This is a genomic window from Thioalkalivibrio sp. ALJ24 (assembly GCF_000377785.1).
Lineage (GTDB): Bacteria > Pseudomonadota > Gammaproteobacteria > Ectothiorhodospirales > Ectothiorhodospiraceae > Thioalkalivibrio.
Genome location: NZ_KB898729.1, coordinates 1 through 23,397 on the forward strand (window position 1 = coordinate 1; position 23,397 = coordinate 23,397).

Genomic DNA, 23,397 nt, shown 5'->3' on the forward strand with positions numbered 1-23,397 from the left:
CATCTGCTTGAGCCGGCGGTTCTCCTCCTCCAGCTCCTTGAGGCGCTTGAGGTCCGAGGCGGCCATGCCGCCGTACTTCGACTTCCAGTTGTAGAACGTCGGCTGGCTGATCCCGTGCTTGCGGCAGATCTCCTTAACGGACTGCCCGGCATCCGCCTCCTTCAGGATCGACAGGATCTGGTTCTCGCTGAAGCGTGACTTCCGCATGGCTCCCCTCCCGGCGGCTCGACCTCGATTGTGCCAGAGCACTCTAATAACCACTGGTCCTCGTGGATGGGAAGCTTACGAGCCAGCGGCGAAAGGGCCGCCAAACAAAACCGGGGCTGACTCGTTTTAGCAGTCTGTAGGTCTCGCTCATGGTCTGTTCTTTCCCTGATCAAGAGGAGACGATGCGTTGGTTCTCCCGTAGAACCGTCTCACCGCCAAATCTCTATCCGGGGACGGTTTTCCTGCGCTCCGGAGTTTTCGAAAAAGTACCATCAAGATGCCCCGCGTTTCCGATTGAATCGCAAGAATGACTCTGCTATGCGGCGCATCTTTCCGATAGCTCGTAGCATCCACCGGTAATGTCGAACACTGTGCGCAAGCTCCAGGTAGACGGCGCGATGCTGGCTCGCGTTTCGTATATCCACTTCTGGCTTTCTTGTGCCGTCAGGGTCAGCTCCCGGCAGCGTTTCCGTTATCCCGGAAACGCCCGGAAATGCCTCCTTTACAGTGGTTGCCGGGGCCTTGGGCAAGAATTTCATGTAGGAGTGGTCGCCAGAATCGTTTACACCGTTTACGGTCGCCAAGTAGCCTGGATAACGCGAGTCGATAATCACGGGGTATCGGGTGTCGATGCTGACATGAGATCCACAATTGTGTATGTGGAAGGTCTCTTCGTCGAAATAACGCCCGCCGCTATCCGGTTCGTATCTATTGAAATAAGCAAGCCCCAGCGCAATCTTGGGAAACGACCAGTGCCTCAAGTCGGTCATGTTTCGCTGGGTGGCATCGAGTTCGCACAAAAAACCAACCGGCATCGAAAATACATACCCAGCCATGTCGGGGCCCAGATGGCCACATAAGGTTTTTACATATTGTGTCGAGAGGGCGTCGTCGTCATCCAGACGTACGGTGGCAAAAAGAACCGGCTCTTCGTTTTTTTCACATTTTTCGTGGACTTGCTGCCGAATCGCAGCATCGATGTTGGCCGGGTGCGCGTCGTTGGCCAAACCGCAAGACCCTGGTGCGACTTTGACGACCCTCAAATGGGCATGTTGATCCGCCAGGGACTCGAGTTTCCTCAAGAAATCTGGTGGTAGTTCGGTAGAGGTGAGAACCAGATGAACGATTTCCACGTTCGGTTCTGCCGGTATCTGCTGCGCGCTGATTGAAGGCAACGTAAAGGTCTCGAAGGTGCGCATTCTTGTCGACAAGCGTTCATCATCAAAAATCTGCTGCTTGTGCTCTTCGAAAGCCATCTCGATGGATGCCCACTCCGAGCCGCGCTCCTGCGGAGGAAGGAGTACACTAAAGCGTGTTACAAAAAAGATAACTACACGCATCTACAGGTCCAAATTGTGTTGTAATCGGGGATCAATAGCCCGTTATCTGGCGCAGTTTTTCAACAATTCGCGTCTGGAGGGGTATTGTAGTCACAGTATACTGTTCTACCCGTGTGACGGTTGGATGGATCGGTCACCGGGAGGTTTTCGGGCAATACGCTCCGTGCAGCGGTAACCCGATTGGGTCGCGCTCGCTACAACTTCAGCCACGCTGAACAGGCGGCATAGCTGCTCGGTGCCTTTCTTCATACTCGAAGAGCAGGCCGTGTGATGGCCCGAAATTGAGTTGTTTCAGACTTCATTGAACGCATTCAAGATGCCTTCCATTCGGGCGAGGCGCTCATTCAACCGATGATCCGAGCCTAGGCGGAAGTGGCGCGAGCGTGCAAGGGCGCGCATTCGATGCTCGAATGCCGTCGCCTTCGCTCGGGCGACCAAGCGACCCTTGATCGAGGATTCGGGTGGCGACCAGAGGGTTGGGAGCTTCCGGAATGAAACGGTGATATTCAGACTGGCTGCCCAATCCTGCCACTTGTCGGGGACGATCTCGGGGCTGGTGATGACGGGCAGCCAGGGGACGCGAAGTGCTTCCGCGGCAATGGCGCCGTGCATGGCGGAACAGATGAGCTTCCGGCTGCGGCCGATCTGGTCGATGACGCTCTCGCAGGATGCTTCTGGGTGGATGAAATGTACGCCGGCGTCTTCGCACAGTGCTTTCATGCGGTCGTGGCACAGGCCGTGATGTGGCATGAAAGCGCAGTCGATGTCTTTTTTTTGGTCGAGGTCTTCCGTTCGGTTCAGCAGGATGCCCGGGTCCGAGATGGCCAGAGACGGGTCCAGACCCAGCGTCTTCGCGGTCAGCGGCCCACGGACAAAATGGATCTTTGCGCGGCGCATCGCGTCCGGGGTGGGTGGCGCACCATAGCCGTAGCCAGTACCGAGGATGTGCAATGTACCCTGCTCCGGAAGGCGCTCATTCAGCAGCGTGCCGATCCCGACTAGTACGTCCTCGGAGCCCGGCTCCGGCTCGAGGGGAGCGCGTATGAAACGGGGCCAGAGATATTCATTCAGCTCGTCGCCGAAGTTGGGCCGTTTGCGGTAGCGGTAGAGATACATCCGGGTCTCCAGCAGAATCCACTTGGTATCGTGCCATCCAGGCGCGGTGCGAAACGACGCCCGCAGCCATCATGCAAGCCGCCTGCGCCGAGGGCAAAACAGATGTCGAACACCGAAGCCAAAATTGCCGTCATCGTACCGTATTTCCAGCGCGAACCCGGGCTTCTGCGGCAGAGCGTGCAATCCGTGCTGGATACTAGGGGCGGGACACCTGTGCGGATTCTCGTTGTAGACGATGGATCACCGCTTCCGGCGGAAAAGGAAATCGGCGATCTGGAGGATGGCGAGACGGTGAGCATTATCCGTCAGGAGAATGCCGGGCCTGCCACGGCGCGCAATACGGGGCTGGACCATGCGGGGGATGCGGCCTTCGTGACCTTTCTGGACTCGGATGACCAGTGGACGGGGCCTTTCCTGCAGGATGCCGTGCGGGCACTGGAGAAGGGGTACGACCTGTTCGTCGGCGACAGCTTGCGTGGCGGCGTTCCAGGTACGCGATTCCACTGGGGACCTTCGGCCGCCGACAATATCCGGCACGACCAGCACCGGCTGGTGGAGACAGAACACCAGCTTTACGAGTTTGTGGGTGATTTCCTCGATCTACTGATTCGTCGCAGCAACATTATCAGTGCGAATACGATGGCCTACCGGCTTGATCGATTCGCGGGTGTCCGATTTCCGGAAAACCTGGTCCATGGCGAAGATAGGTTGTTCAAGCTTAGGCTGGGCGCCCAGCTGCAGCGCGTTGCGTTTTCGCCGCGGGTGTATGCGGATGAGGGCGAAGGCGTGAACATCTTCGACAAGTCGGGCTGGGATACCGAGGGCTATCTGGGGCTGACCGCCAATTACGTTGCACTGGCGCACATGGTCCTGAACGAGATCCCGTTGAACTCCCGGCAGAAGGCGTTTGTGCGGGGCCAGCTCGGCCGCTCCCGCCGAGAGTTTCTGGCCGGTGTGCTGCACCAGCTTCGCCACCGCAAGCCGCTGGACTGGCGGGTGATTGGACAGACCTTTCGTAACGATCCTGCCGGCGTTGCGCTGCTGGTCCCGAATTTCTTACGGCTGATGGCCGGCCGCCTCGCCCGGCGGGATGAGCCACCCGAGAGCAACTGAGTTTGGCTACTCACGCCTGTGCGTCGCCATAGATCCAGACGACTGGTCGGTCCAGGTGACCTGTAGCACCGCCTCATAGCGGCCTCGCGGCAGCTCCAGCGGGGCGAGGCTGCGTCCCACAGCCCCTGCGATTGCCGACGGCAGGGATGTCTCAAGCCAGTTGTCCGTACCCGGTGACTCAGCGCGGAAGGCGCACTCCGAGGGCGCCGCATCGGTGACCGCGTGTCCGCCCAGATTCAGGTAGCGCACGCCATGTTCGCCCTGGTGATCCAGAGTCAGTCTCTGCTCGATGCGCGGATGATCGAGGTGAACGGTCCACTCCAGGGACCCTGTGATGCCGGCAAGCGGTGGACGGCGCAGGGCGGCCTTTCGGCCGAGCGTGCCGCCCAGCAGACGCCAGTCCAGCGCGGCCAGTGTGCGCTGACCGAGCCCTCCGGGCGACGGTCGGATCAATGCCCGTGGCGCGCCCGACAGCGCGATCCGTACGCTTCGCCCGTCACGTTCGATTTCGCATGTATCGAAATCCGTCAGGCCGTAGAGCATCCCCTCACACTCGAAGATCGGTGTCCAGCCCGCCAGGGCCGGGTTCTCCTCCAGCGCCTTGCGTGAAACGCGAACCGGCGCCGGGCAAAGCGGGCGCCCCTGCCAGGTCAGATGCAGCGGGATGCCCCCGGCGTAGCGCAGTTCCACCCCGCTGCGGCTGAAGGCCTGCGGCGGCTGTCCGCGGCCGGCGATCAGCGCAAAGGTCGCACCAGGATCGCCGACGCGAAACTGGGCGGCATTCAGATCGTTTGTGGCGCAGGGCTCGAATGCCGAAAGGTCGACGGGAATGGCGGTTCGCCCGGTACTTGCGATGCGGTCCCGCGCCCAGGCAACGATGGCGGCCGCCCAGGCGTTGTAGACCGACAGGTGCATGTAGGAGTCGTACCCGCAGCCGGGTGCCGCGCGATCCGCCGGATTCAGTGCAAGAAAGCCATCCGGCCGGGTCTGTTCCCGCCAGCGATCCAGAATGCCTTGCAGCATTCGCTCGGCGGGCGTGCTGCGGCCCGGCTCCTGTCCGGCACCCAGCAGGATCAGGCTGGCCACCAGGCAGGCATCCCCGAACAGGGCGTGACTGCTGCGGCCCAGGCCACCGACATGACCGTGTCCGTCCCAGGTTTGCAGGCTCCATTGCAGCAGTCGCGTCACGATCGACTGCCATTCACCGGGATGGCCGTATTCCGCCGCCATTACGGCCACGTACAGGGCCTTGTGGTGGTAGGCGGCCGGAGTGGCCCCTGTGCGGGTCGGCTCCGGACGTGCGGGATAGTCGATAAAGCCGCCATCAGGCCCGGACCAGGCCGCGAACAGCTGCTGCAACTGCCCCGCTGCACGAGGCCGGCGGTTGGCCGGTGCCTCCTGCAGCTCGCACAGCCGAGCCAGCAGTGCCCAGTTGTTGGAGGGATACCGACGGGCCAGTGGGCACTGGCGGGCGAGTGCGCGAAGGTTCTCCGCCTCTTGCTCGCCGCCGCCTTTCTGCGCGGAATGTCCGGCCAGCAGGTTCAGCAGAAAACGATTGAACGGTGCGTGCCCCCGCTCCCGGGGAGCCATCGACTGCCAGGCCCCGAGAGCGTGGCGGGCGGCCGCGGAGCCGCCCCCGTGCACGAGGGTCAGGGCCAGAGCGGTGGCGGTCTGGCCGTAGTGGTCCTGCGGGGTGGCTGCCTGCTCGCCGGGGTCCCACAGCCCGGAGCCAGGGCGGGTGTGGTCGCGCAGGGCGCCGGCCAGAGTCTGCAGCGCGGCATCGAGCTCTGGCATGTCCGTCCCTGCGGGCGAGGAGGCCGGCTCGACGGTCCCGGGACCCGGTTCGCGCTCAGCGCGTTGAGGGCGCATCGCGGCCGGGGTCGTCCATCATTGAACCCGACATGATGGTGTCCTGCGATGTTGCGACCGTCCCCGGGGACGATGCGGTTTGCGCCGGCGACGGAGCTACCTCGGGTCCCGTTCCGGAGGTGGCGGGCCCGGCAGCCGTCGGCGCAACGCTCGGGCGCGCATCCGTCAGCGGTACCGATTCCAGCTCCCGCCGCATGATCACCGCCAGGGCGATGAAGGCATACAGCAGGTTGAAATAGGCCACGTCGAGGAATGCACCCGCGACCAGGTAACCCAGAAGGCCGATTTGCAGAGCCCATGCATATTCGGACAACCAAATCTGTCCTGTGCGGTTCCGGGCGGTGCGCCGGACGCGGTTGAGCGTGAAAAAGGTGAAACCGATCAGCAGCAGGAACACGGCAAGGCCACCGAACCCGTGCTGTCCCAGGATGCCGAAGTAGACGCTGTGAGGCGATAGCACATGACGCCAGTCACCTTCGAAGTTGGCGTATGACACCCACCAGTCGTAACCCAGAGCGGAGTTGCCAAACCCCATGCCGGTCAGGGGTCGCTCCATCGCCATGTTCCAGGCCACGCCCCAGGACTGGATGCGCTGCATCGCGGACCGGTCTTCCTCGTAGGTCTCAATGGTCTGCCAGCGTTCGACCAGGGGTTCCGGGGCGGTCACGCCAACCACGGCCACCAGGATGATGCCCGACAACACCATCAGCCATTTCTTCTGCATGTGCCAGAACAGGAAGGGCAAGATCGCAGCCAGACCCACAAAGGCACCACGCGAGTGCGTGGCCAGGATCGCGATCGCGGTCAGCCAGAAAACGGCATAGGCAAACCACCCGATGGGCCGTGAGAAGCGGTTCAGCAGGTTCACGCCAAGATCCGCCGCCCAGCGCCGGTCGAACATCCGCGCGGTGGCCAGGATCAGCGGCAGGACCATGAGCATGGCCAGCCCGATGTAGGTGTTGCCGGAGAGGTAGGAACCCGTGGGGCCAAGCACGTGATGAGCGCCGCCAGTCTGGATCGCAAAGATTCCGCCCTTGAAGCCGTAGAAGGCGAGCGAAGCGGTGATGATCAGCAGCAGCCAGACGATACGGCGCTCGCCGTAGATCAGCATCGGCGTGACGAAGGTGATGAGCAGGATCTTCATGAAATGGATCCAGAAGTCCCACGCGCCACTGGAGTTGACCGCAAAGTGGCTGGTCATCGCGAAGTAGCCGGCCAGCACGAACAGCATGACCGTCTCCCGCGTAAACGGGAACGGCTTTCGATCCTTGGCCAGGAAGAGCGCGATCAGGGTGACACCACCGACGTAGGTAGCCAGGGGCGCGCCGCGCATGAATGTCCATGTGTGCCACTGCGGGGCAAACAGCCCGATCCAGAACCAGGCCAGCACCCCGATCCATGCATAGCGCACGATCAGAGGCAGGAGCACGGCGATGATCAGGGCGAGAAGATAGTCACGCATGCGGTTCTTCGCTGGCGCCGCCGGGTTGGATGGTGCGGGAAGGCGGCGCGTAATAGCCCATAGTACACGTTCGAGACCATGGTGAATAAGCCAGCAATCGACGGGGCTTTTCCACGCGTGCCCCAAGTGCCAGATCCGAGCCTACGGGATGTGCTCGCCCTCGGGCTCAGGGCAGCACGATCCCTGGCGGCGAGCGACCCGGCGTCACGCGCGATCAGTTTCCAGAGCGCATGGATCTCGCGAGGTGTTCCCAGAAGCTCCGGTGCTGAATTCGCCGGAAGAACGGAATTCGCCAGCCCATATCCTGCTCAATCGCAAACTTGCACGGCGCGCAGCGACCACAGGGCCTTCCCCTGCGAGGTGAGTGGCAGAACCATGTTCTTTCCATGGTGGCGCGGAATCCCCTTTCATCGGAGATCCGGAACATATCATTCTTTGACAGGTGAATGATTGGGAAACGAAATGGCGCGAAAAGCCTTAGCAAGGCGTTTTCGAACTCCGATTCCCCGCCCCCCCCCCTGACGACTCCATTTTCCACATGGGGCCTGAGAATGTTCTCAATCCGCCCTCCACCCTGGATCCCCAGCTCCAGAGGCTCCTCCAAAACCTGCGCGTACCCGGATAGCCACGGGTACTGGCTGCCGATGTCCATCTTTCTAGAGATGATCTTGCAGGCTTCTCGGACCCCATCCGGCACCGGCCGCCCTCGCGCGGAGGCATAATGTGTCGGAAGAAGGCGCGAGGAATCCACTTGCGGATGCTTTTCCAGGTCGCGCCTGATGCGATTCATTGTATGAATCTCTTCACCGGTGGACTTGCGGGTTTCGTCTACAAGGTAATAGGGCTGAACCAGATCGCTTGATTCAGCCAGGATTTGGCAGACCCGGAAAGTACTATCGAAGCCGCCGGTCCACAGGACATGGCGTGTTGGCGTACTCATTATTGGAAATGGCCTTGTGTCCGATTGTGGATTTCAGGCGTCCTGACTTCGAAAGTCGTTTACCTGCCGTGGAGTCTGAACCCTGCCCGCGGGCGCAACGCCACATCATCGGCGGCCGTCTAGCCCCACGCGGCACTGAGAACAATCAATTTGTGCCTCAACGCGGGTCGCCCGGCTTGCACAGCCCCTCACATTTAACCCGAGAGCGTAGCTACCGTAAAACCATTCTTCTACGAAGCCGGCAAGCCGTAAGCTCCGCTGCGCCAATCGAACATGCGTGCCATCGCGCCACGAGCGGTGTCCCGTGGGTTACCATGTCGTTGCAATCACCGGGGGATCACAGGCCGACCGCACATGCCCTACCTTGTTCACGACGCCATACTGGCGCATGCCGATTCCACGCCGCACGCCCCGGCCCTGCGCCACCGCGATTCGGTGGAGGATTACGCGTCGCTGGCCGCCAGCGTCGAAGCCGCAGGAGCGCGTCTGCTGGGCGCCGACATCGAGCATCAGGAACGCGTGGCCGTGTATCTGGACAAGCGCCCGGAGACGGTCCACGCGCTGTTCGGCGCCACGCTGGCCGGAGCCGCCTTCGTACCGGTGAACCCGTTGCTGAAGGCCGAACAGGTCACGCACATCCTGCGTGACTGCAACGTACGCATCCTGGTCACCTCGGCGGATCGGCTGTCGGGTCTGCTGGACGCACTGCCGGCCTGTCCGGATCTGCACACCGTGCTCGTGGTGGGCGAGGTGCCGGAGGATGCCGAGGCCGGTCATGTCCGGATCGAGCCATGGGCGTCCGATGCCCCCGCGCCGGATGTCCGTCCCCATCGGGTGATCGATACGGACATGGCGGCGATCCTGTATACCTCCGGCAGCACCGGACGGCCGAAAGGGGTGGTGCTCTCGCACCGCAACATGGCGGCCGGCGCCGAGAGCGTGGCGACCTATCTGGACAACCGGCCCGACGACCGCCTGCTGGCGGTGCTCCCGTTCAGCTTTGATTACGGCCTGAGCCAGCTGACCACGGCCTTTCGGGTGGGTGCCGAGGCGGTGCTGCTCAACTACCTGCTGCCGCGCGACGTGATCCGCGCGGTGGCCCGTTACGGCATTACCGGGCTGGCGGCGGTGCCGCCGCTTTGGATCCAGCTCGCCCGGCTCGACTGGCCGGAAGAAGCGCAGCAGTCCCTGCGCTACATCACCAACTCGGGCGGGGCGATGCCGCAGGAAACCCTGGCCGGGCTGCGCAGCCAGCTGCCGCGGACCGACTGCGTGCTGATGTACGGCCTGACCGAGGCATTCCGCTCCACCTATCTGCCCCCTTCCGAACTGGACCGGCGCCCGGGTTCCATGGGCCGTGCGATCCCCAATGCCCGGATCGAGGTGGTGCGCGAGGATGGCAGCCCGTGCGCCCCGGGCGAGCCGGGCGAGCTGGTGCATCGCGGGGCGCTGGTGGCACAGGGCTACTGGAACGACCCGGAACGCACGGCGGAGCGCTTTCGGCCGGCGCCGGGGCAGCCTTCCGGCATGCCCCTGCCGGAGATCGCCGTGTGGTCGGGCGACACGGTGCGCATGGACGAAGACGGCTATCTCTACTTTGTCGGGCGCCGCGACGAGATGATCAAGACCTCCGGCTACCGGGTCAGCCCCAACGAGGTGGAGGAAGCGGTCTACGCCACCGGCCTGGTGGCGGAGGCCGCGGCGTTCGGGGTGGCCCATCCGACGCTGGGCGAGGGCATCGTGCTGGTCGGGCAGCCGCAGGGCGAAGAAGCAACCGCGGAGGCCCTGATCGACGCCCTGCGCCCGCACCTGCCGGGGTTCATGCTGCCGGCCCATGTTCACCTGCGCGCCGAGCCGCTGCCGCGCAATGCCAACGGCAAGATCGACCGCAAGGCCCTGGCCGGCGAATTCGGGGACATTTTCCAGCAAGGAGAAACAGCGTGACGGACTCGCGCCCGGAACACAGCCCGATCGATCATTTTTCCGTGGTGGACGATTGCCTGCAGATCGGCGACCGGTCGCTGACGGATCTGGCGGCACGCGTGGGGCAGACCCCGTTCTATGCCTACGACCGCGCGCTGATGACCCGGCGCGTGGAGCATCTGCGCGCCAGCCTGCCGGACGGCATCGCCCTGCACTATGCGATCAAGGCCAACCCGATGCCGGCGGTGGTCCGGCACATGGCCGGCCTGGTGGACGGGCTGGATGTGGCCTCCAGCCGAGAGATGCAGGTGGCGCTGGACAGCGGCACGGCGCCGGGCGATATCAGCTTTGCCGGGCCGGGCAAGTCGGTGGCCGAGCTGGAGGCGGCGGTGGCGGCCGGGATCACCATCAACGTGGAATCGCCCACCGAACTGGAACGGCTCGGCGCCATCGCCGAACGCACGGGCCGGCTCCCGCAGGTCGCGGTGCGTGTCAATCCGGACTTCGAGCTGAAAAGCTCCGGCATGCGCATGAGCGGCGGCCCCAAGGCCTTCGGCGTGGATGCCGAACGCGTACCCGAACTGCTGGCCCGCATCGGCGAACTGGGCCTGCATTTTCGCGGGTTTCACATCTTTTCCGGCTCGCAGAACCTGCGCCCCGAAACCCTGATCGAGGCGCAGTCCCGGACCTTCGAGCTGGCCCTGCGCCTGGCCGACGCCGCCCCGGGGCCGGTGGAGATGCTGAACATCGGGGGCGGCTTCGGCATCCCGTATTTCCCGGGGGAGAAGCCGCTGGAGCTGGGACCCATCGGTGAACATCTGGCCCGCGAACTGCCCGCCGTGCGCGAGCGCCTGCCCCGCGCGGAGATCATCCTGGAACTGGGCCGTTACCTGGTCGGCGAGGCCGGCATCTACGTGGCCGAGGTGCTGGACCGCAAGGAATCACGCGGGCAGGTCTTCCTGGTCACCAACGGCGGCCTGCACCATCACCTCGCCGCGTCGGGCAACTTTGGTCAGGTGATCCGCAAGAACTACCCGGTGGCAGTCGGCAACCGCGTACAGGGCACCGAGCGCGAGGTGGTGAACGTGGTCGGCCCGCTGTGCACGCCGCTGGATGTGCTGGCGCAGCAGATGGAGATGGCGCGCGCCGACGTGGGCGACCTGATCGTGGTCTTCCAGTCCGGCGCCTACGGCTTTACCGCGAGCCCCACGCGCTTTCTGAGCCACCCGGAACCGGTGGAGGTTCTGGTCTGATGGACGGTGGCTCCGCGCCCTCGGCGTCGACGGATCTGCCGCTTGCGCAGCAGGCGGTGTACCTGCCCATTCGCTTTGGTTATCGCACCCTGGCGGAGCCGATGCGGACCATGCAGGTGCTGCAGCTCCCTTTTACGCGGATCGAGGCGCGACATGCCGAAGAAATCCTGAAGGCGGCCCCGGAAGAAGACTGCCTGATACGCTCGATGCCGGTAGAAGCGCCGCTACCGAGGGTTTCTCGTTTCCACGGGCGGTTGCGTTTTGTACCCCGTCAGTACCAGCGGCACTTCATCGACCTGACGACCGGCTGGGACGCCTATCAGGCACGGTTCTCGTCCAAGTCGCGCTCCAGCATGCGCCGCAAGGTCCGCAAGCTGGCGGAGGCCTCGGGCGGTTCGATCGACTGGCGCCAGTATGGCTCCCCGGATGAGATTCGGGAGTTTCATCGGCTGGCTCGGGAAGTCTCGGCGCGTACCTACCAGGAGCGCCTGCTGGATGCGGGCCTGCCCGGAGGTCAGTCATTTGTCGACCAGATTCTCGAGCGGGCCCGCGACGGGCGTGTTCGGGGCTACCTTCTGTTCCTTCATGGACAGCCGATCGCCTATTTGTACTGCCCCATTGACGATGGCGTCTTGCGCTACGCGTTCCTGGGCTACTTGCAGGAACATGCGGACCTGTCACCCGGAACGGTGCTGCAATGGCTGGTGCTGGAGTCCCTGTTTCGCGAAGGGACGCATTCCCTGTTTGACTTCAGCCCCGGAGAGGGGGCGCACAAGTCCCTGTTTGGCAAGGACTACTACTATTGCGCGGATGTCTACCTGCTGCAGCCGACGTGGAGAAATCGGGCCCTCGTGTACACCCACACGGCGATCACGAATGGCTCCCACTGGGCAAGCAAGGCACTCGGATTTCTGCGGCTCAAGGGGCGAGTCAAACGCATGGCCAGGTCGACTTCGGCCGGTTAGGGGGGCAGCTTGCGTCCATCCCTGACTTTCTTCGAAGCCGGCGGGTTCTGGTTTCTGAAACGCCTTACCGGAGTCCAGGTGCACTGGATCTACGAGCTGCGGGCGGAAGATGCCCCGGACGAGCGGCAAGCCGATCGAGTGTCGGGCCTGAATCAGGTCGTATTGCGGCATCCGGATGAATTCCGAGCCTTACCAACAGACCAGGCGCAGTCGATCGCTGGACACACGGGCAGGGCGCCGCAGCGTATTCTCGGAGAAGGTGGCCAGATCCATGCATTGCGGTCCGAGGAGCGCATCGCCTCGCAATTGAATATCCAGTTTGCGCGATTCGACGTTTCTACCCCCATCCCGCTGAACGTCTCCCTGCCGCAAAGTGCCTTCTTTGTTTCTTTCCTGTACACACCGGAACTGGACCGAGGGAAGGGGTATGCCCGGTTCCTGGTGAGAAAGGCCTGTGCGTCCCTTTTTGACGCGGGTTACCGGCGTGCGTACTGCCACATACGGTCGACCAACGTGGCGTCACGCAGGGCTTTTCGCCGCGCCGGTTGGCGGCCGGTCGCGCTGATTCTTACGACTACCAAAGGGGGTTTCCTCGGCACCCCCGGGGCCGGTCGTCGGGGCCTTGAAATCCGGGCCGTCAGCGTTGCCTCAGACGCTTCCGGGCCCACTCCCTGATGCCCAGACGCGATGCAATGCCCGTCAGCCCATCCGACACGGCGTTGAACCATTTCAGCGCAAGGTACTGCGCCGTTCCACGCCAGGTGCGCGGGAACAGATAGAACTTGCCTTCCCGTCGCATCGCATTGGCGAGCTTGCGTTTGGCCGGGTTGTCACCGTGCAGCAGATCGATCTCTTCTACCCAGATATTGAGCGAAGCGAAGTCCCGGATGGATTTGATATGCAGTACCAAACCCGGGGTCCACGCCGCGTAGTCCGGATCGAAACCAACATGATGGCTGAAGTACCGGCCTTTGAAGAGAAATCCGATCCTCCAGGCGATGACCTCTCCATCCACGTAGAGACCGTAACAGCGGGCCTGTCCGCGATTGGCAGCCGCAACGAGCTGACGTTCCAGAGCGCCACCAGGACCTACGCCGAGCTTCAGTAGGCGACTCTGATAGGTGCGTCGGGAGACCGGCGCAACCTCCTCCAGAAAGCGCTTGATTTCGTCTTGCCCAGTCAGCACCCTGACCTCGCTCTGGCCTCCGAACTCTCGTTCGAAGCGATTTTCTCGCCTCTTCAGATCCTTGCGGTGGTTACGCGGGATGCTCGCAAGATACTCATCGAAATCAGCGCCCAGCCGGATTGTGCGGCGGGCGTCTGTGGCACCGCTTTGCAGCACGCGGTAGTTACATCGCAGCTCGGGGTCCTGTAACGCCTGCCACAAAGGTTCGTTCTCGACGACGCCGATCAGAAACACCACGCCATTTCGGCCCAGATGCCCGCGCAGGGAGCGGAGAATGGCGATCAGATCCTCCCGCGACCAGTCCGGCAGGTTGCCGGTCAGGACGTGGCGGCGAATGTCGATGCGACGCACGGCGATGCCACCCAGGACGAAACTGAGGGCCCCGTCGTGGACTTGAATTGGCAGGTACCGCTCGTCCTTCTCGGCCAGCAGGACCTCACCGTGCCCCGGGTGGCGAATGGCCAGAAGCCATTCCGGGTCATGCTCCATCATGGGGCCGGGCCCGGGCGGGCTGAAGGATTCGTCCGGCCGCACCGTGCGCACACGCCAGTCAGCGACCGGCGCTGCGGCTTCCTCCGCCGGGCTGGATTTGGGGGCACGGGCCATGTCTACACGCCGATGGATGCCTGGTTGAAGCGGTTGACCAGCATCCGGGCCAGGGTCTGTTGCAGGGGAACTTCCAGCGCCATGTTTCGATGGTCTCCGGTTGCGGATTCAGGCGAATCGCCGATGCAGCCCGGTTCCAGCCCCGGCTCTGCGGCAATGTACGCGCACAGCTTCTCCAGGCGGTGACGGTTGATCCGGTCGATGCGGGGCGGCTTTGACGGATCGGAGTCGTGTTTGACGAACTCGAAGGGATGAGTGAGCAGCACTACATCCGGAATCCGGTTCGCCTGTGCCCGCCGAAGCAGTGAGCGGATTTCCGGCCAGGAGCATCCGGTGACCGTCAGGGTCTTGTGGTGTTGCTTCCCGGGCAGGCGCCAGTCGATGTAACTGGTCACCGGAAACTCGCGCACCCCGTCGATCTCATGATCACCGCTGAACAGATGCAGCTCGGGCTCCTCCGGTCGAAAGATCGCCAGGCCGACATTCGAGGCCATAGGCATGCCGCATTCCCGCATCGCCCGGTAAACGCCCAGCCCCACACGAAGACCACCGGTGCGCAATACCCGGGGTTCCGGCAGGGCCCAGCGGCGAAACGCCTGCTGGCCCAGTTCGATCAGACGAACCAGCTCATCATGATCGCGACGGGTCATGTCGTCGTTGGGTGGATTCCTGGTCAGTTGCTCCTTCCAGTCAGGCTGCTCGAAATAGGTCCAGCAAGGGTGCAGATGCAGCTGCACCTCGTGTCCCCGCGCGTGGATCTCCCGGGCGATCCTGCCCATTGGTTCATCGCCGAAATAGCAGGTATTCAGGGCTTCCACGAAGAACGTACCGCGAATGCCATGCTGCTCCAGAGTGTCGAGGAGATAGCCGAGCCCTTCCGAGCGCCCCTCGCGTTCACAGTACACGGCGGGCGGCCCTACCGGTTGCCGGTTTTCGGGGTCCTCGAAAGCCCCTCCGATGTTGAATTCGGTATCGACGGTGATATGGACACGGGTGGTCATGCGGCACGCCTCTCCCGGGGTTCGGCAAGATTGCGGGCCAGACGCAGGCCAAAGCGCATCGGGGTCCGGTCCCAGGGCGTGAAGCGCGGGAGCTGAAAGGGGTCGGAATCGGGACGCGCGGCACCCGGCGCAGTGGTGACGGCCGCCTCGAATCCGCTCTCGCGCGCGATGCGCACGTGCTCGGCGGCGTAGTCCTTCTCGGGACGCCCGTTCGGGTAGGCGAACAGGTGCGGCGCCCGTCCCAGCAGGGCCTCGAGGTCGTCCCGCCCCCGCTCGATCTCGGCTCGGGCGCTGGCCTCGTCCACCTCGGTCAGGATGGGATGGGTCGCGGTGTGGCCTCCGATCCCCATGCCTGCGGCCGCGAGGTCGCGCACTTGCTGGCCGGTCATCATCAGATTGTCCGGAAGCCGGACGTCGAAGCGCCGGGCAAGGGCCTCGGTTTCGGCCGTTCGCTGTTCGGCGGGCTGGTACTTGAACCGGCCGATCAGTTCGCGGATCAGGGCCGGACGATCGGCGTCGGTTTCCAGTTTTCGTTCGCCCAGCCCCTCCGGTGTCAGGTCGACCCGACCCGATGGCAGGCGCCGCACGGTCTCGATCAGGGTGTCGTTGAACATGCGGCCGCCGTCGAGATAACCGGTGGCGATGAAGAACGTGGCCGGGACGCCCTCCTCGCGCAGGATGGGCAGGGCGACTTCGGCGTTATCGGCATAGCCGTCGTCGAAGGTCACGCAGACCGCGCGGGGGGGCAGGCTCCGCTCCTGCAGGCGCCGAACGGCCTCGTCGAGTGGCAGCGGATTCATGGAGCGGGCGAGCAGGCGCATCTGCCAGCGAAAGTCGTCGGCGTGCGGGTCGCCATCCAGCAGCGGGTCGGGTTCGGGCAACACGCGGTGGTAGATCAGGATCGACAGCCGCCCCCGCGAACCGCCGGGCGAGAACAGTGAAAACAGGGATCGCAGCAGCATGCCGTTCAGCCTGTCGCCCGTGTAGCGCCCGGCAGCCCAAGCCAGTCACCGATGATGCCCGCGATGCGCTCTCCGGCATTGCCGTCCCAATAGTACGGAATACGGCCCTGTTTGCCGCCATGCTGCATCAAATCGCGGAACGCCGCCTGCAGTTGCTCGGTGTCGTGCCCCACCAGGACATTGGTGCCCTCGTCGATGGTCACGGGACGCTCGGTATTCTCGCGGAGGGTAATGCAGGGGACGCCCAGCGCCGTGGTCTCCTCCTGCATGCCGCCGGAGTCGGTGAGCACGACCTTTGCATCCTTCATCAGCCCCAGCATCTCGAGGTAGCCGGCGGGTGGAAGTACGGCGATGGAAACATCTTCAAGGTGCTGTTCCAGTCCGAAAGAGCGCAGACGATTATGGGTGCGCGGGTGCAGGGGAAAGACCAGCGGCAGATCTTTCGCGATCGTGGACAGAGTGGTGACCAGGGGCTCGAGGATTTCTGCAGCATCGACGTTGGACGGACGATGCAGGGTCAGGACGCCGTAGCGTCCGGCGGGGGCAAACTCCTCCGGCTCGATGCCGGCAGCCTGCAGGGTCTCGCGCCAGGGCACGGCACGGTCTAGATTATGGAGCTGGGTGTCGATCATCACATTACCGACAAAGTGCACCCGATCACGCTCGATACCCTCGCGTTCAAGGTTGTCCAGCGCGTGCCGTTCGGTGGTGAACAGCAGGTCCGAGATCTGGTCGGTCAGAACGCGATTGATCTCTTCAGGCATACGGCGATCGTAACTGCGCAGCCCTGCCTCGACATGGATCACTCCGATGCCTTTCTTGGCCGCAACCAGGGCACAGGCGATGGTCGAGTTCACGTCGCCCACAACAAGGATGGCTCGCGGATTGAGTCGGTCGAGAACGGGCTCGAAACGGCTCATGACCTCGGCCGTCTGCACCGCGTGCGAGGAGGAACCGACCTCGAGGTTGACATCAGGCCGGGGGATGTTCAGATCGGCAAAAAAACGCTCGTTCATTGCCGCATCGTAGTGTTGCCCGGTATGCACGAGCTGGGCCCGGATGCCGGCATTGTCCAGTGCCCGCATGACGGGACCGATCTTCATGAAGTTCGGGCGCGCGCCGACGACACAGACGATTTCGCATTGGCGTAAGTCTGACATGGGAGAGCCTGATGTCCTGTTGGTTATAAAGGATCATAACGCAGGGTCGCTGCACCGAGTTTGCGGCTGAGCACACGGGTTGCACAACCATCGGGCGCCGGGCGGCACGCGGAGGGTTCAAGCATGGGAAGAAATCGGATGCGGCTGGAAGCCCGGACCAGGTTGGTGTGGTGGCGGCCGGCAGGAGGCGTAGTCCTCCTGATGCTCGCGCTGGTGGTTGCGGGGGGCAGTGCCCCGGTGGCAACGGGCGGAGCGGAATCCGAGACTCGGAAAACGCCCGAAGGGGGCTGGAATCGGGTGCAAGCCGATCCCGCCAACTACCGCGAAGTCGTGTCGGAGCTGGAACCGGGCGACTGGCTGCAGCTGGCCCCGGGGGACTATCCGCGGGCCCTGCGGCTGCATGATGTGCAGGGGACGGCGGAGCGCCCGATCGTGATCAGCGGTCCGGAATCCGGCGAGCCGGCGGTGTTCCACGGGCGCCGCGGCGAGAACACGGTCAGCCTGCTGGATGCCGCGCACGTGGTGATCCGGCACCTGACGCTGGATGGCGGCGGGGAACCGGTCAGCGGCGTGGTGGCCGAGGCGCACGGCGAGTATGCGCACGACATTACGCTGGAGTCCCTGACTGTCCGTCGCTACGATCGCTCGCAGGGGAATTCGGCGATCACGACGCGCGTGCCCGCCTGGAACTGGGTCATCCGGGACAGCACGATCAAGGATGCCGGGACCGGGATGTATCTGGGGCAGCCCGACGGGGACAACGCCTTCGTCGGGGGGCGGATCGAAAACAACCGGATCGTGCGCACGCTGGGGTACAACATCCAGATCAAGCACCAGAACAGTCGCGACGATGTTCCCGGGATGCCGGCCGAGCCGCGCGAAACGCTGATCCGCTACAACCTGCTGAGCAAGGCGGAGCGTGGCAGTAGCGGCGGCCGGGCGCGGCCGAACCTGCTGGTCGGGCACTTCCCGCCCACGGGGGCCGGTGCGGAGGATCGCTACCGGATCGTGGGCAATCTCTTCTATCAGAACCCCCACGAGCGGCTGTTCCAGGGGGAGGGGAATGTGGCGCTGACCAACAACCTCTTCGTGAATCACCACGGGGACGCGCTGCTGGTGCGACCGCACAATCACGTGCCCCGCGATGTGAAGATCCTGAACAACACGCTCGTGGCCGAGGGGTTCGGGATCCGTGTGGACGAGCCCGACCCGGCGCATGTGCAGGTGGTGTCGGGTAACGCGGTGTTCGCCGGGGCGCCACTGCAGCTCTCGGGCGGGATCGACAGCCGTGACAATCTGACGGCGGAACGGGACGAGGCGGAGCATGCCCTGCGCGCCCCCGATGCGGCACTGGACGCGCTGGACCTGTATCCACGCCCGGGCCGGATGTACGAGCGCGAGGCGCCCGTGACCGACCAGGTGAAAGCGAAGTGGCCGGAGCTCGAGCACGATTACAACGAGCGCCCGCGACTGCGCCCGGTGTGGGGCGCCTACGCCGGGCCGACGGGAGCCAACCCCGGCCGGGTTCCGGGGATCGGGCCGGCCGCGCCGGAGTGTGCGCCGTGCCGGTAAGCGCCGTGGTCTTGGCCGTGCTGCGGTATGCTGCCCGACTCTGCCTCCTTCCCTTTTTGCAACCGGAATGGAACTCGTATGCAAGCGCTCCCTGCACTGGATGACATCACCATCGGCGTAATCGGCCTGGGGTACGTCGGACTGCCACTGGCCGTGGAGTTCGGCCGCCACTGGACTACGCTCGGTTTCGACATTGACCCGCGCCGGGTTCAGGAGCTGCGTGCCGGACATGACCGTACGCGCGAGGTGGAACCGAAGGCGCTGGCGGCCGCCGGCCGGCTCGAGTACACGGCTGACCTGGAGGCGCTGCGGCGCTGCAATGTCTTCGTGGTGACCGTACCCACGCCCATCGACGAGAACCGACGCCCGGACCTGCGCCCGCTGCTGGGCGCCAGCCACAGCGTGGGCAAGGTGCTGCAACCGGGCGATACCGTGATCTACGAATCCACGGTGTATCCGGGCGCCACGGAGGAAGACTGTGTGCCGATCCTGGAGGCGGAGTCGGGGCTGGTCCACAACCGGGACTTCTTTACCGGGTACAGCCCGGAGCGGATCAACCCCGGCGACAAGGAACACGGCGTCACCTCGATCATGAAGGTGACCTCCGGGTCCACCCCGGAGGTGGCGGACTTCGTGGATGCCCTGTATGCACGGGTGATCACCGCCGGCACGCACAGGGCCGAAAGCATCCGCGTGGCCGAGGCCGCCAAGGTCATCGAGAACACCCAGCGCGACGTGAACATCGCGCTGATCAACGAGCTGGCCCTGCTGTTCGAGCGCCTGGGCCTGGACACCGAGGCGGTGCTGCGGGCGGCCGGGACCAAGTGGAATTTCCTGCCGTTCCGGCCCGGTCTGGTGGGCGGGCACTGCATCGGGGTGGACCCCTATTACCTGACGCACAAGGCGCAGGCGGTGGGACACCACCCCGAGATGATCCTGGCGGGGCGGCGCGTGAACGACGCGATGGGGGCCCACATCGCCGATCGCACGATGCGGGCGCTGGTGCGCAAGGGCATCAACCCGGTGGGGGCGCGGATCCTGCTGATGGGACTGACGTTCAAGGAAAACTGCCCGGATCTGCGCAACACCCGGGTGATCGATATCCATTCGACCCTGGTCGACTACAACACGGACGTGACGGTGTTCGACCCCTGGGTGGACCCGGCCGAGGCGGAGCATGAATACGGGATCACGCCATTGACGGCCACCCCGGAGCCCGGCCAGTTCGATGCGATCATCGTGGCCGTACCGCACCGCGAATTTCTGGCCATGGGGATCGAGTCGATCCGCGGGCTGGCCCGGTCGGAAGGAGTCATCTTCGACGTCAAATCGGTGTTCCCGCCCGAGTCCACGGATCTGCGTCTGTAACGCGGCCCCGGCGACAGGGCCCGGGGCACCCGACTGCGGGAGTCCGAATGAACGCCAACGCCCTCCACCACGAACCGCTTTCACTGCGCACCTGCGCATTGTGGGCCTGGCTGGCGCTGGGGGCGGCGTTCTATCTGACGCTGCTGCCGTTCGAGTTCGGCAATGTCTCCCTCGAGACGGCGTGGGAGACCTACCGCAACATGAGCCTGACCGGGCCGGGCACGAGCGGTCGCCAGCAGTTCATGGCGAACGTGCTGATGTTCATGCCGCTGGGGTTCTTCTGGACCGCGTGGCTGACGCATGGTCGCCGCAGTGGTCTGCGGGCCGGGGGCGTCTTCCTGTTCGTGGCCGCCCTCGGTCTGGCGGTGACGGCCACGGTCGAGTTCTTCCAGGTCTGGCTGCCGTACCGCCATCCGGCCGGGGCCGATATCGCCGGCAACTTCTCCGGTGCAGTGGCCGGTTCGCTCGCCTGGCTGGCGCTGCGCAATCCGATGCTGCGCTGGCGTCGGGCGCTGGAGGCGTCGGGCGCGCGGACCTTGGGCATGGCGCTGCTCCTCTATGCGGGGCTGTACGTCACCGTCGGCCTGATCCCGTTTGATTTTGTGCTCTCGCAGGAAGAACTGCGCGCGCGGCTGGCCTCCGACTCGTGGGGCTGGTGGCTGGCCGCGGATGCCTGCACCAGCGGGATCCGCTGCTACAGCTGGCTGACGCTGGAGCTGGTGGTCAGCATCCCGGTGGGACTGCTGCTGGCGTGGTGGCTGCAGCGCCGGGGCCTGCCCCTGCTGGCGGCCGGCCTGCCGTTGGCGCTGCTGGGGGCCGCGCTGTTGGAGGTGGCGAACCTGTTCACCCTGTCGGGCATCGTCGAGGGCCGCTCGGTGCTGTTGCGATTCCTCGGGCTGGGGGCCGGGCTTCTGCTGTGGCGGCGGCTGCCGGACCACCCGCACGGGGTGATCCGCTCGCTGCAGCAGGCCGCGTCTGCGGTGCTGGTCGTGGCCATACCGGCGTATGCCCTGCTGCTGTTGGCGCTCAACCACGGCTTTGCGGATTTTCACTTCGATCTGGAAGCGGCGCACGCGCAATGGCGCGAACTGAACCTGTGGCCGTTCTACTACCACTACTTCGTCGACGAGATCCACGCACTGCGCAGCACGGCGCTGCATCTCGCCATGTATGCGCCGCTGGGCGCGCTGGTCTGGGTCTGGCAGCTCAACCGCGCCTGGTCGACGGCCGGGCTGTACTGGCTCGCGGTGGCCGGTGGGGTCCTGCTGGCCCTGGTCGTGGAACTGACCAAGCTCTTCGTGGACGGCGCCCGACCGGACCCCGCCAGCCTCGTGCTGGCCGGGCTGGCGGCCTGGGTGGTTGCGGCGGCGCTTCGCTGGCTCGAACAGGCGAGCGGTGCCGCCGCTTCGAACCGGCACGATGCGGGCGAGCCCGCGCAGGCACCGGCTGCTGGACCGACCCCGGACCCCTCCGGCCGGATGCGGCAAGCCCTGGGCGGCCTGGTCGCACTCACCACCCTGGGGGTGGCGGCGACCTGGCCGGTGGCGGCACCGGCCATGGTGGCGGGACTGCTGGGCTACGCGGTGTTGTTGTGGTGGCGGCCGCAGGCATGGCTGCTGGTCATCCCGGTCGTGCTGGCGACGCTGGACCTGACGCTGTACACCGGCCGGCTGTTCGTCTCCGAACTGGACCTGTTCCTGCTGATGACAGTGGCGGTGGCCCTGTGGCACGGCGTCCACCCGGGTCATTCCGGTCCCCTGCTGCCACGCGCCGTTCGCTGGCCGCTGGTGCTGCTGACGGGTTCCACGCTGGTGGCGCTGGCGATCGCCCTGTATCCGCCCGGCGCATGGGATCCGGGCCAGGCGGTGCACTTTGCCCATGACTGGAATGCCCTGCGTGTCGCCAAGGGACTCCTGTGGACCGTGATGCTGCTGGCGGTCCTGCGTGTTGCGCCGATACCGGTGCGCGAGCAGGTGGAGCGCTGGTTCCTGCCCGGGGTTGCGCTGGCCCTGCTGGCCAAGGTGGCCTATGTGATCCGCGAGCGTGCGACCTATCCGGGTCTGCTGGATTTCGACAGCGGCTATCGCCTGTCGGGGCTGTTCTCGGAGATGCAGGCCGGCGGGCCGAGTATCGAGACCTTCCTGGTACTGGCCCTGCCGCTGGCACTGATCTGGTGCTGGCGGCAGCGGCCGGGGATGCTGCTCGCGGGCTCGCTGCTGTTCGGCGCGGGGGCCGCCTATGCGGTGGCGATGACCTATTCGCGTGGCGGGTATCTCGGCTTCGGGGTGGCCCTGGCGATCCTGCTGGCCGGCCTGTTGCTGGCGGGCGTGCGGCGGCGGGGGACGCTGCGGCCCGCGTGGCTGGCCGGGGGGCTGCTGCCCGTGGCGGCAGCAGTTCTGGTCGCGGGCACGACCCTGGGCGGCTTCGGCGAGCAGCGCCTGGGGCAGATCGAAGATGACCTGCAGAGCCGGCTGCAGCACTGGCAGGCGGGCCTGGAACTGCCCGGCGGGGGGCCGCTTGCGCCGATCCTGGGGCGCGGAATGGGCAGCTTTCCCGACCACTATCGCACCGGCAACGTGGAGGGGCGGCTGCCGGCCAACCTGGCCTTCGTCCGGGATGATGAGGGTTCACAACTGCAGCTGGGCGGGGGCGATTCGCTGTTCGTGAATCAGCGTGTACGTCTGCCACGCCAGGGCCCGCTGACGCTGGAGATCGAGGCGGCCGGCGCGCAGGCAAACGGGTTCCGCGTATTCGTATGCGAGAAGCCCATCCGGCATTCCTTCGAGTGCCGCAGTCAGGGCCTGCAGCTGTCCGGCGACGGCGCGCCCGAGACCCTGGAATGGGAGTTCGATCTGGAGGGGCTGGAGGATCGGTCCTGGCCCTTCGAGCGGGGACTGGTATTTTCGATCAGCGTGGATCGCGGACTCGACGGCATCATGGAGTTCGAGCATGTGCAGATCCGCGACGCCGACGGTCACGGCTATCTGGACAACGCCGATTTCGAGCAGCGGAGCCGCCACTGGTATTTCATCACCGATCATCTCTGGCCCTGGCGCATCGAGAACCAGTGGCTGGAGATCTATTTCGATCAGGGCTGGCTCGGCGTACTGGCCTTTGTCTGGCTCACCCTGGCGGCCATCCTGTTCCTGCTGCGGCGTGCGATCCGCGGCGACGCCCTGGCGCTGGGAGCCGCGTCCGCAACGGGCGGGGCACTGGCGGTCGGGCTGTTCAGCACGATCTTCTTTTCACCCCGGATCGCGCTGCTGTTCTACCTGACGCTGCTGCTGGGGGTGGCCGCGGCGCACACGCGCGCATCGCGTGACGGCGGAACTGATACCATTCGCTGAGTGTGGA

18 protein-coding genes are annotated in these 23,397 nt (G+C 64.8%); 8 read left to right on the forward strand and 10 right to left on the reverse strand.

Translation table 11 applies throughout. The annotated features are described in order from the left end of the window. The 3 genes from D571_RS0108720 to D571_RS0108730 form a co-directional block, all read right to left on the reverse strand. Nucleotides 1-207: transposase (locus tag D571_RS0108720; protein ID WP_018936301.1), on the reverse strand; the 207-nt coding region annotated here is incomplete at its 3' end. A gap of 272 nt (nt 208-479) precedes the next feature. Then, the gene (locus D571_RS14095) at nt 480-1,547 is read right to left on the reverse strand and encodes a glycosyltransferase (protein ID WP_083916888.1); all 1,068 of its coding nucleotides are present in this window, start codon (nt 1,545-1,547) and stop codon (nt 480-482) included. 291 nt (nt 1,548-1,838) lie between these two features. Continuing rightward, nucleotides 1,839-2,663, reverse strand: a complete 825-nt coding sequence (locus D571_RS0108730; RefSeq protein WP_018936302.1) for a polysaccharide pyruvyl transferase family protein — start codon at nt 2,661-2,663, stop codon at nt 1,839-1,841. Nucleotides 2,664-2,765: 102 nt separating this feature from the next. On the opposite strand from D571_RS0108730, the gene D571_RS0108735 reads away from it, so the two are divergent. After that, nucleotides 2,766-3,776 (forward strand): glycosyltransferase family 2 protein, encoded by a 1,011-nt coding sequence (locus tag D571_RS0108735; protein WP_026287729.1) that lies wholly within the window; start codon nt 2,766-2,768, stop codon nt 3,774-3,776. Nucleotides 3,777-3,782: 6 nt separating this feature from the next. Here the strand turns inward: D571_RS0108735 and D571_RS0108740 are convergent, their stop codons facing one another. The 3 genes from D571_RS0108740 to D571_RS13695 form a co-directional block, all read right to left on the reverse strand. Next, nucleotides 3,783-5,570 (reverse strand): hypothetical protein, encoded by a 1,788-nt coding sequence (locus D571_RS0108740; RefSeq protein ID WP_018936304.1) that lies wholly within the window; start codon nt 5,568-5,570, stop codon nt 3,783-3,785. Nucleotides 5,571-5,625: 55 nt separating this feature from the next. Then, the gene (locus tag D571_RS0108745; protein WP_018936305.1) at nt 5,626-7,107 is read right to left on the reverse strand and encodes a putative O-glycosylation ligase, exosortase A system-associated; all 1,482 of its coding nucleotides are present in this window, start codon (nt 7,105-7,107) and stop codon (nt 5,626-5,628) included. A 214-nt stretch (nt 7,108-7,321) separates the two neighbouring features. After that, nucleotides 7,322-8,047 carry a 7-cyano-7-deazaguanine synthase gene (locus D571_RS13695; protein ID WP_038046992.1) on the reverse strand — a complete coding sequence of 242 codons (726 nt, stop codon included), beginning with the start codon at nt 8,045-8,047 and terminating at the stop codon, nt 7,322-7,324. 354 nt (nt 8,048-8,401) lie between these two features. On the opposite strand from D571_RS13695, the gene D571_RS0108750 reads away from it, so the two are divergent. The 4 genes from D571_RS0108750 to D571_RS14100 all read left to right on the forward strand — a co-directional run bounded on the left by D571_RS0108750 (nt 8,402) and on the right by D571_RS14100 (nt 12,863). After that, nucleotides 8,402-9,991, forward strand: a complete 1,590-nt coding sequence (locus tag D571_RS0108750) for an acyl-CoA ligase (AMP-forming), exosortase A system-associated (RefSeq protein ID WP_018936306.1) — start codon at nt 8,402-8,404, stop codon at nt 9,989-9,991. Beyond that, nucleotides 9,988-11,223 carry a pyridoxal-dependent decarboxylase, exosortase A system-associated gene (locus D571_RS0108755; protein ID WP_018936307.1) on the forward strand — a complete coding sequence of 412 codons (1,236 nt, stop codon included), beginning with the start codon at nt 9,988-9,990 and terminating at the stop codon, nt 11,221-11,223. The genes D571_RS0108750 and D571_RS0108755 overlap by 4 nt, the downstream gene beginning before the upstream one ends. After that, nucleotides 11,223-12,188 (forward strand): GNAT family N-acetyltransferase, encoded by a 966-nt coding sequence (locus D571_RS0108760; RefSeq protein WP_018936308.1) that lies wholly within the window; start codon nt 11,223-11,225, stop codon nt 12,186-12,188. The genes D571_RS0108755 and D571_RS0108760 overlap by 1 nt, the downstream gene beginning before the upstream one ends. A gap of 78 nt (nt 12,189-12,266) precedes the next feature. Next, nucleotides 12,267-12,863, forward strand: coding sequence for a GNAT family N-acetyltransferase (locus D571_RS14100; RefSeq protein WP_232196958.1), 597 nt, complete (start codon nt 12,267-12,269; stop codon nt 12,861-12,863). Here the strand turns inward: D571_RS14100 and D571_RS0108765 are convergent. The 4 genes from D571_RS0108765 to wecB are packed head-to-tail and all read right to left on the reverse strand — an operon-like array spanning nt 12,826 to nt 17,103. Then, nucleotides 12,826-13,980 (reverse strand): GNAT family N-acetyltransferase, encoded by a 1,155-nt coding sequence (locus D571_RS0108765; RefSeq protein WP_026287731.1) that lies wholly within the window; start codon nt 13,978-13,980, stop codon nt 12,826-12,828. The two genes, D571_RS14100 and D571_RS0108765, sit on opposite strands and share 38 nt — an antisense overlap. 2 nt (nt 13,981-13,982) lie before the next feature. Further along, complete coding sequence (locus tag D571_RS0108770; RefSeq protein ID WP_018936310.1) at nt 13,983-14,981, reverse strand: polysaccharide deacetylase family protein; 999 nt, start codon at nt 14,979-14,981, stop codon at nt 13,983-13,985. Next, nucleotides 14,978-15,943, reverse strand: a complete 966-nt coding sequence (locus tag D571_RS0108775; protein ID WP_018936311.1) for a polysaccharide deacetylase family protein — start codon at nt 15,941-15,943, stop codon at nt 14,978-14,980. The genes D571_RS0108770 and D571_RS0108775 overlap by 4 nt, the downstream gene beginning before the upstream one ends. Before the next feature lie 5 nt (nt 15,944-15,948). After that, complete coding sequence (wecB, locus tag D571_RS0108780; protein ID WP_026287732.1) at nt 15,949-17,103, reverse strand: non-hydrolyzing UDP-N-acetylglucosamine 2-epimerase; 1,155 nt, start codon at nt 17,101-17,103, stop codon at nt 15,949-15,951. A 201-nt stretch (nt 17,104-17,304) separates the two neighbouring features. Between wecB and D571_RS0108785 the strand changes: the two genes are divergently transcribed. The 3 genes from D571_RS0108785 to D571_RS0108795 all read left to right on the forward strand — a co-directional run bounded on the left by D571_RS0108785 (nt 17,305) and on the right by D571_RS0108795 (nt 23,390). Next, nucleotides 17,305-18,675 carry a hypothetical protein gene (locus D571_RS0108785; protein WP_018936313.1) on the forward strand — a complete coding sequence of 457 codons (1,371 nt, stop codon included), beginning with the start codon at nt 17,305-17,307 and terminating at the stop codon, nt 18,673-18,675. 78 nt (nt 18,676-18,753) lie between these two features. Then, nucleotides 18,754-20,043, forward strand: a complete 1,290-nt coding sequence (locus D571_RS0108790) for a nucleotide sugar dehydrogenase (protein ID WP_018936314.1) — start codon at nt 18,754-18,756, stop codon at nt 20,041-20,043. A gap of 47 nt (nt 20,044-20,090) precedes the next feature. After that, nucleotides 20,091-23,390 (forward strand): VanZ family protein, encoded by a 3,300-nt coding sequence (locus tag D571_RS0108795; RefSeq protein ID WP_018936315.1) that lies wholly within the window; start codon nt 20,091-20,093, stop codon nt 23,388-23,390. Nucleotides 23,391-23,397: the final 7 nt, after the last annotated feature.

Excerpts from the sequence above, each read along its gene's own strand:
- D571_RS14095 (WP_083916888.1), bottom strand. The coding sequence starts at position 1,547 with ATGCGTGTAGTTATCTTTTTTGTAACACGCTTTAGTGTACTCCTTCCT.
- D571_RS0108730 (WP_018936302.1), bottom strand. The coding sequence starts at position 2,663 with ATGTATCTCTACCGCTACCGCAAACGGCCCAACTTCGGCGACGAGCTG.
- D571_RS0108735 (WP_026287729.1), top strand. The coding sequence starts at position 2,766 with ATGTCGAACACCGAAGCCAAAATTGCCGTCATCGTACCGTATTTCCAG.
- D571_RS0108740 (WP_018936304.1), bottom strand. The coding sequence starts at position 5,570 with ATGCCAGAGCTCGATGCCGCGCTGCAGACTCTGGCCGGCGCCCTGCGC.
- D571_RS0108745 (WP_018936305.1), bottom strand. The coding sequence starts at position 7,107 with ATGCGTGACTATCTTCTCGCCCTGATCATCGCCGTGCTCCTGCCTCTG.
- D571_RS13695 (WP_038046992.1), bottom strand. The coding sequence starts at position 8,047 with ATGAGTACGCCAACACGCCATGTCCTGTGGACCGGCGGCTTCGATAGT.
- D571_RS0108750 (WP_018936306.1), top strand. The coding sequence starts at position 8,402 with ATGCCCTACCTTGTTCACGACGCCATACTGGCGCATGCCGATTCCACG.
- D571_RS0108760 (WP_018936308.1), top strand. The coding sequence starts at position 11,223 with ATGGACGGTGGCTCCGCGCCCTCGGCGTCGACGGATCTGCCGCTTGCG.
- D571_RS0108765 (WP_026287731.1), bottom strand. The coding sequence starts at position 13,980 with ATGGCCCGTGCCCCCAAATCCAGCCCGGCGGAGGAAGCCGCAGCGCCG.
- D571_RS0108770 (WP_018936310.1), bottom strand. The coding sequence starts at position 14,981 with ATGACCACCCGTGTCCATATCACCGTCGATACCGAATTCAACATCGGA.
- D571_RS0108775 (WP_018936311.1), bottom strand. The coding sequence starts at position 15,943 with ATGCTGCTGCGATCCCTGTTTTCACTGTTCTCGCCCGGCGGTTCGCGG.
- wecB (WP_026287732.1), bottom strand. The coding sequence starts at position 17,103 with ATGTCAGACTTACGCCAATGCGAAATCGTCTGTGTCGTCGGCGCGCGC.
- D571_RS0108785 (WP_018936313.1), top strand. The coding sequence starts at position 17,305 with ATGCTCGCGCTGGTGGTTGCGGGGGGCAGTGCCCCGGTGGCAACGGGC.
- D571_RS0108790 (WP_018936314.1), top strand. The coding sequence starts at position 18,754 with ATGCAAGCGCTCCCTGCACTGGATGACATCACCATCGGCGTAATCGGC.
- D571_RS0108795 (WP_018936315.1), top strand. The coding sequence starts at position 20,091 with ATGAACGCCAACGCCCTCCACCACGAACCGCTTTCACTGCGCACCTGC.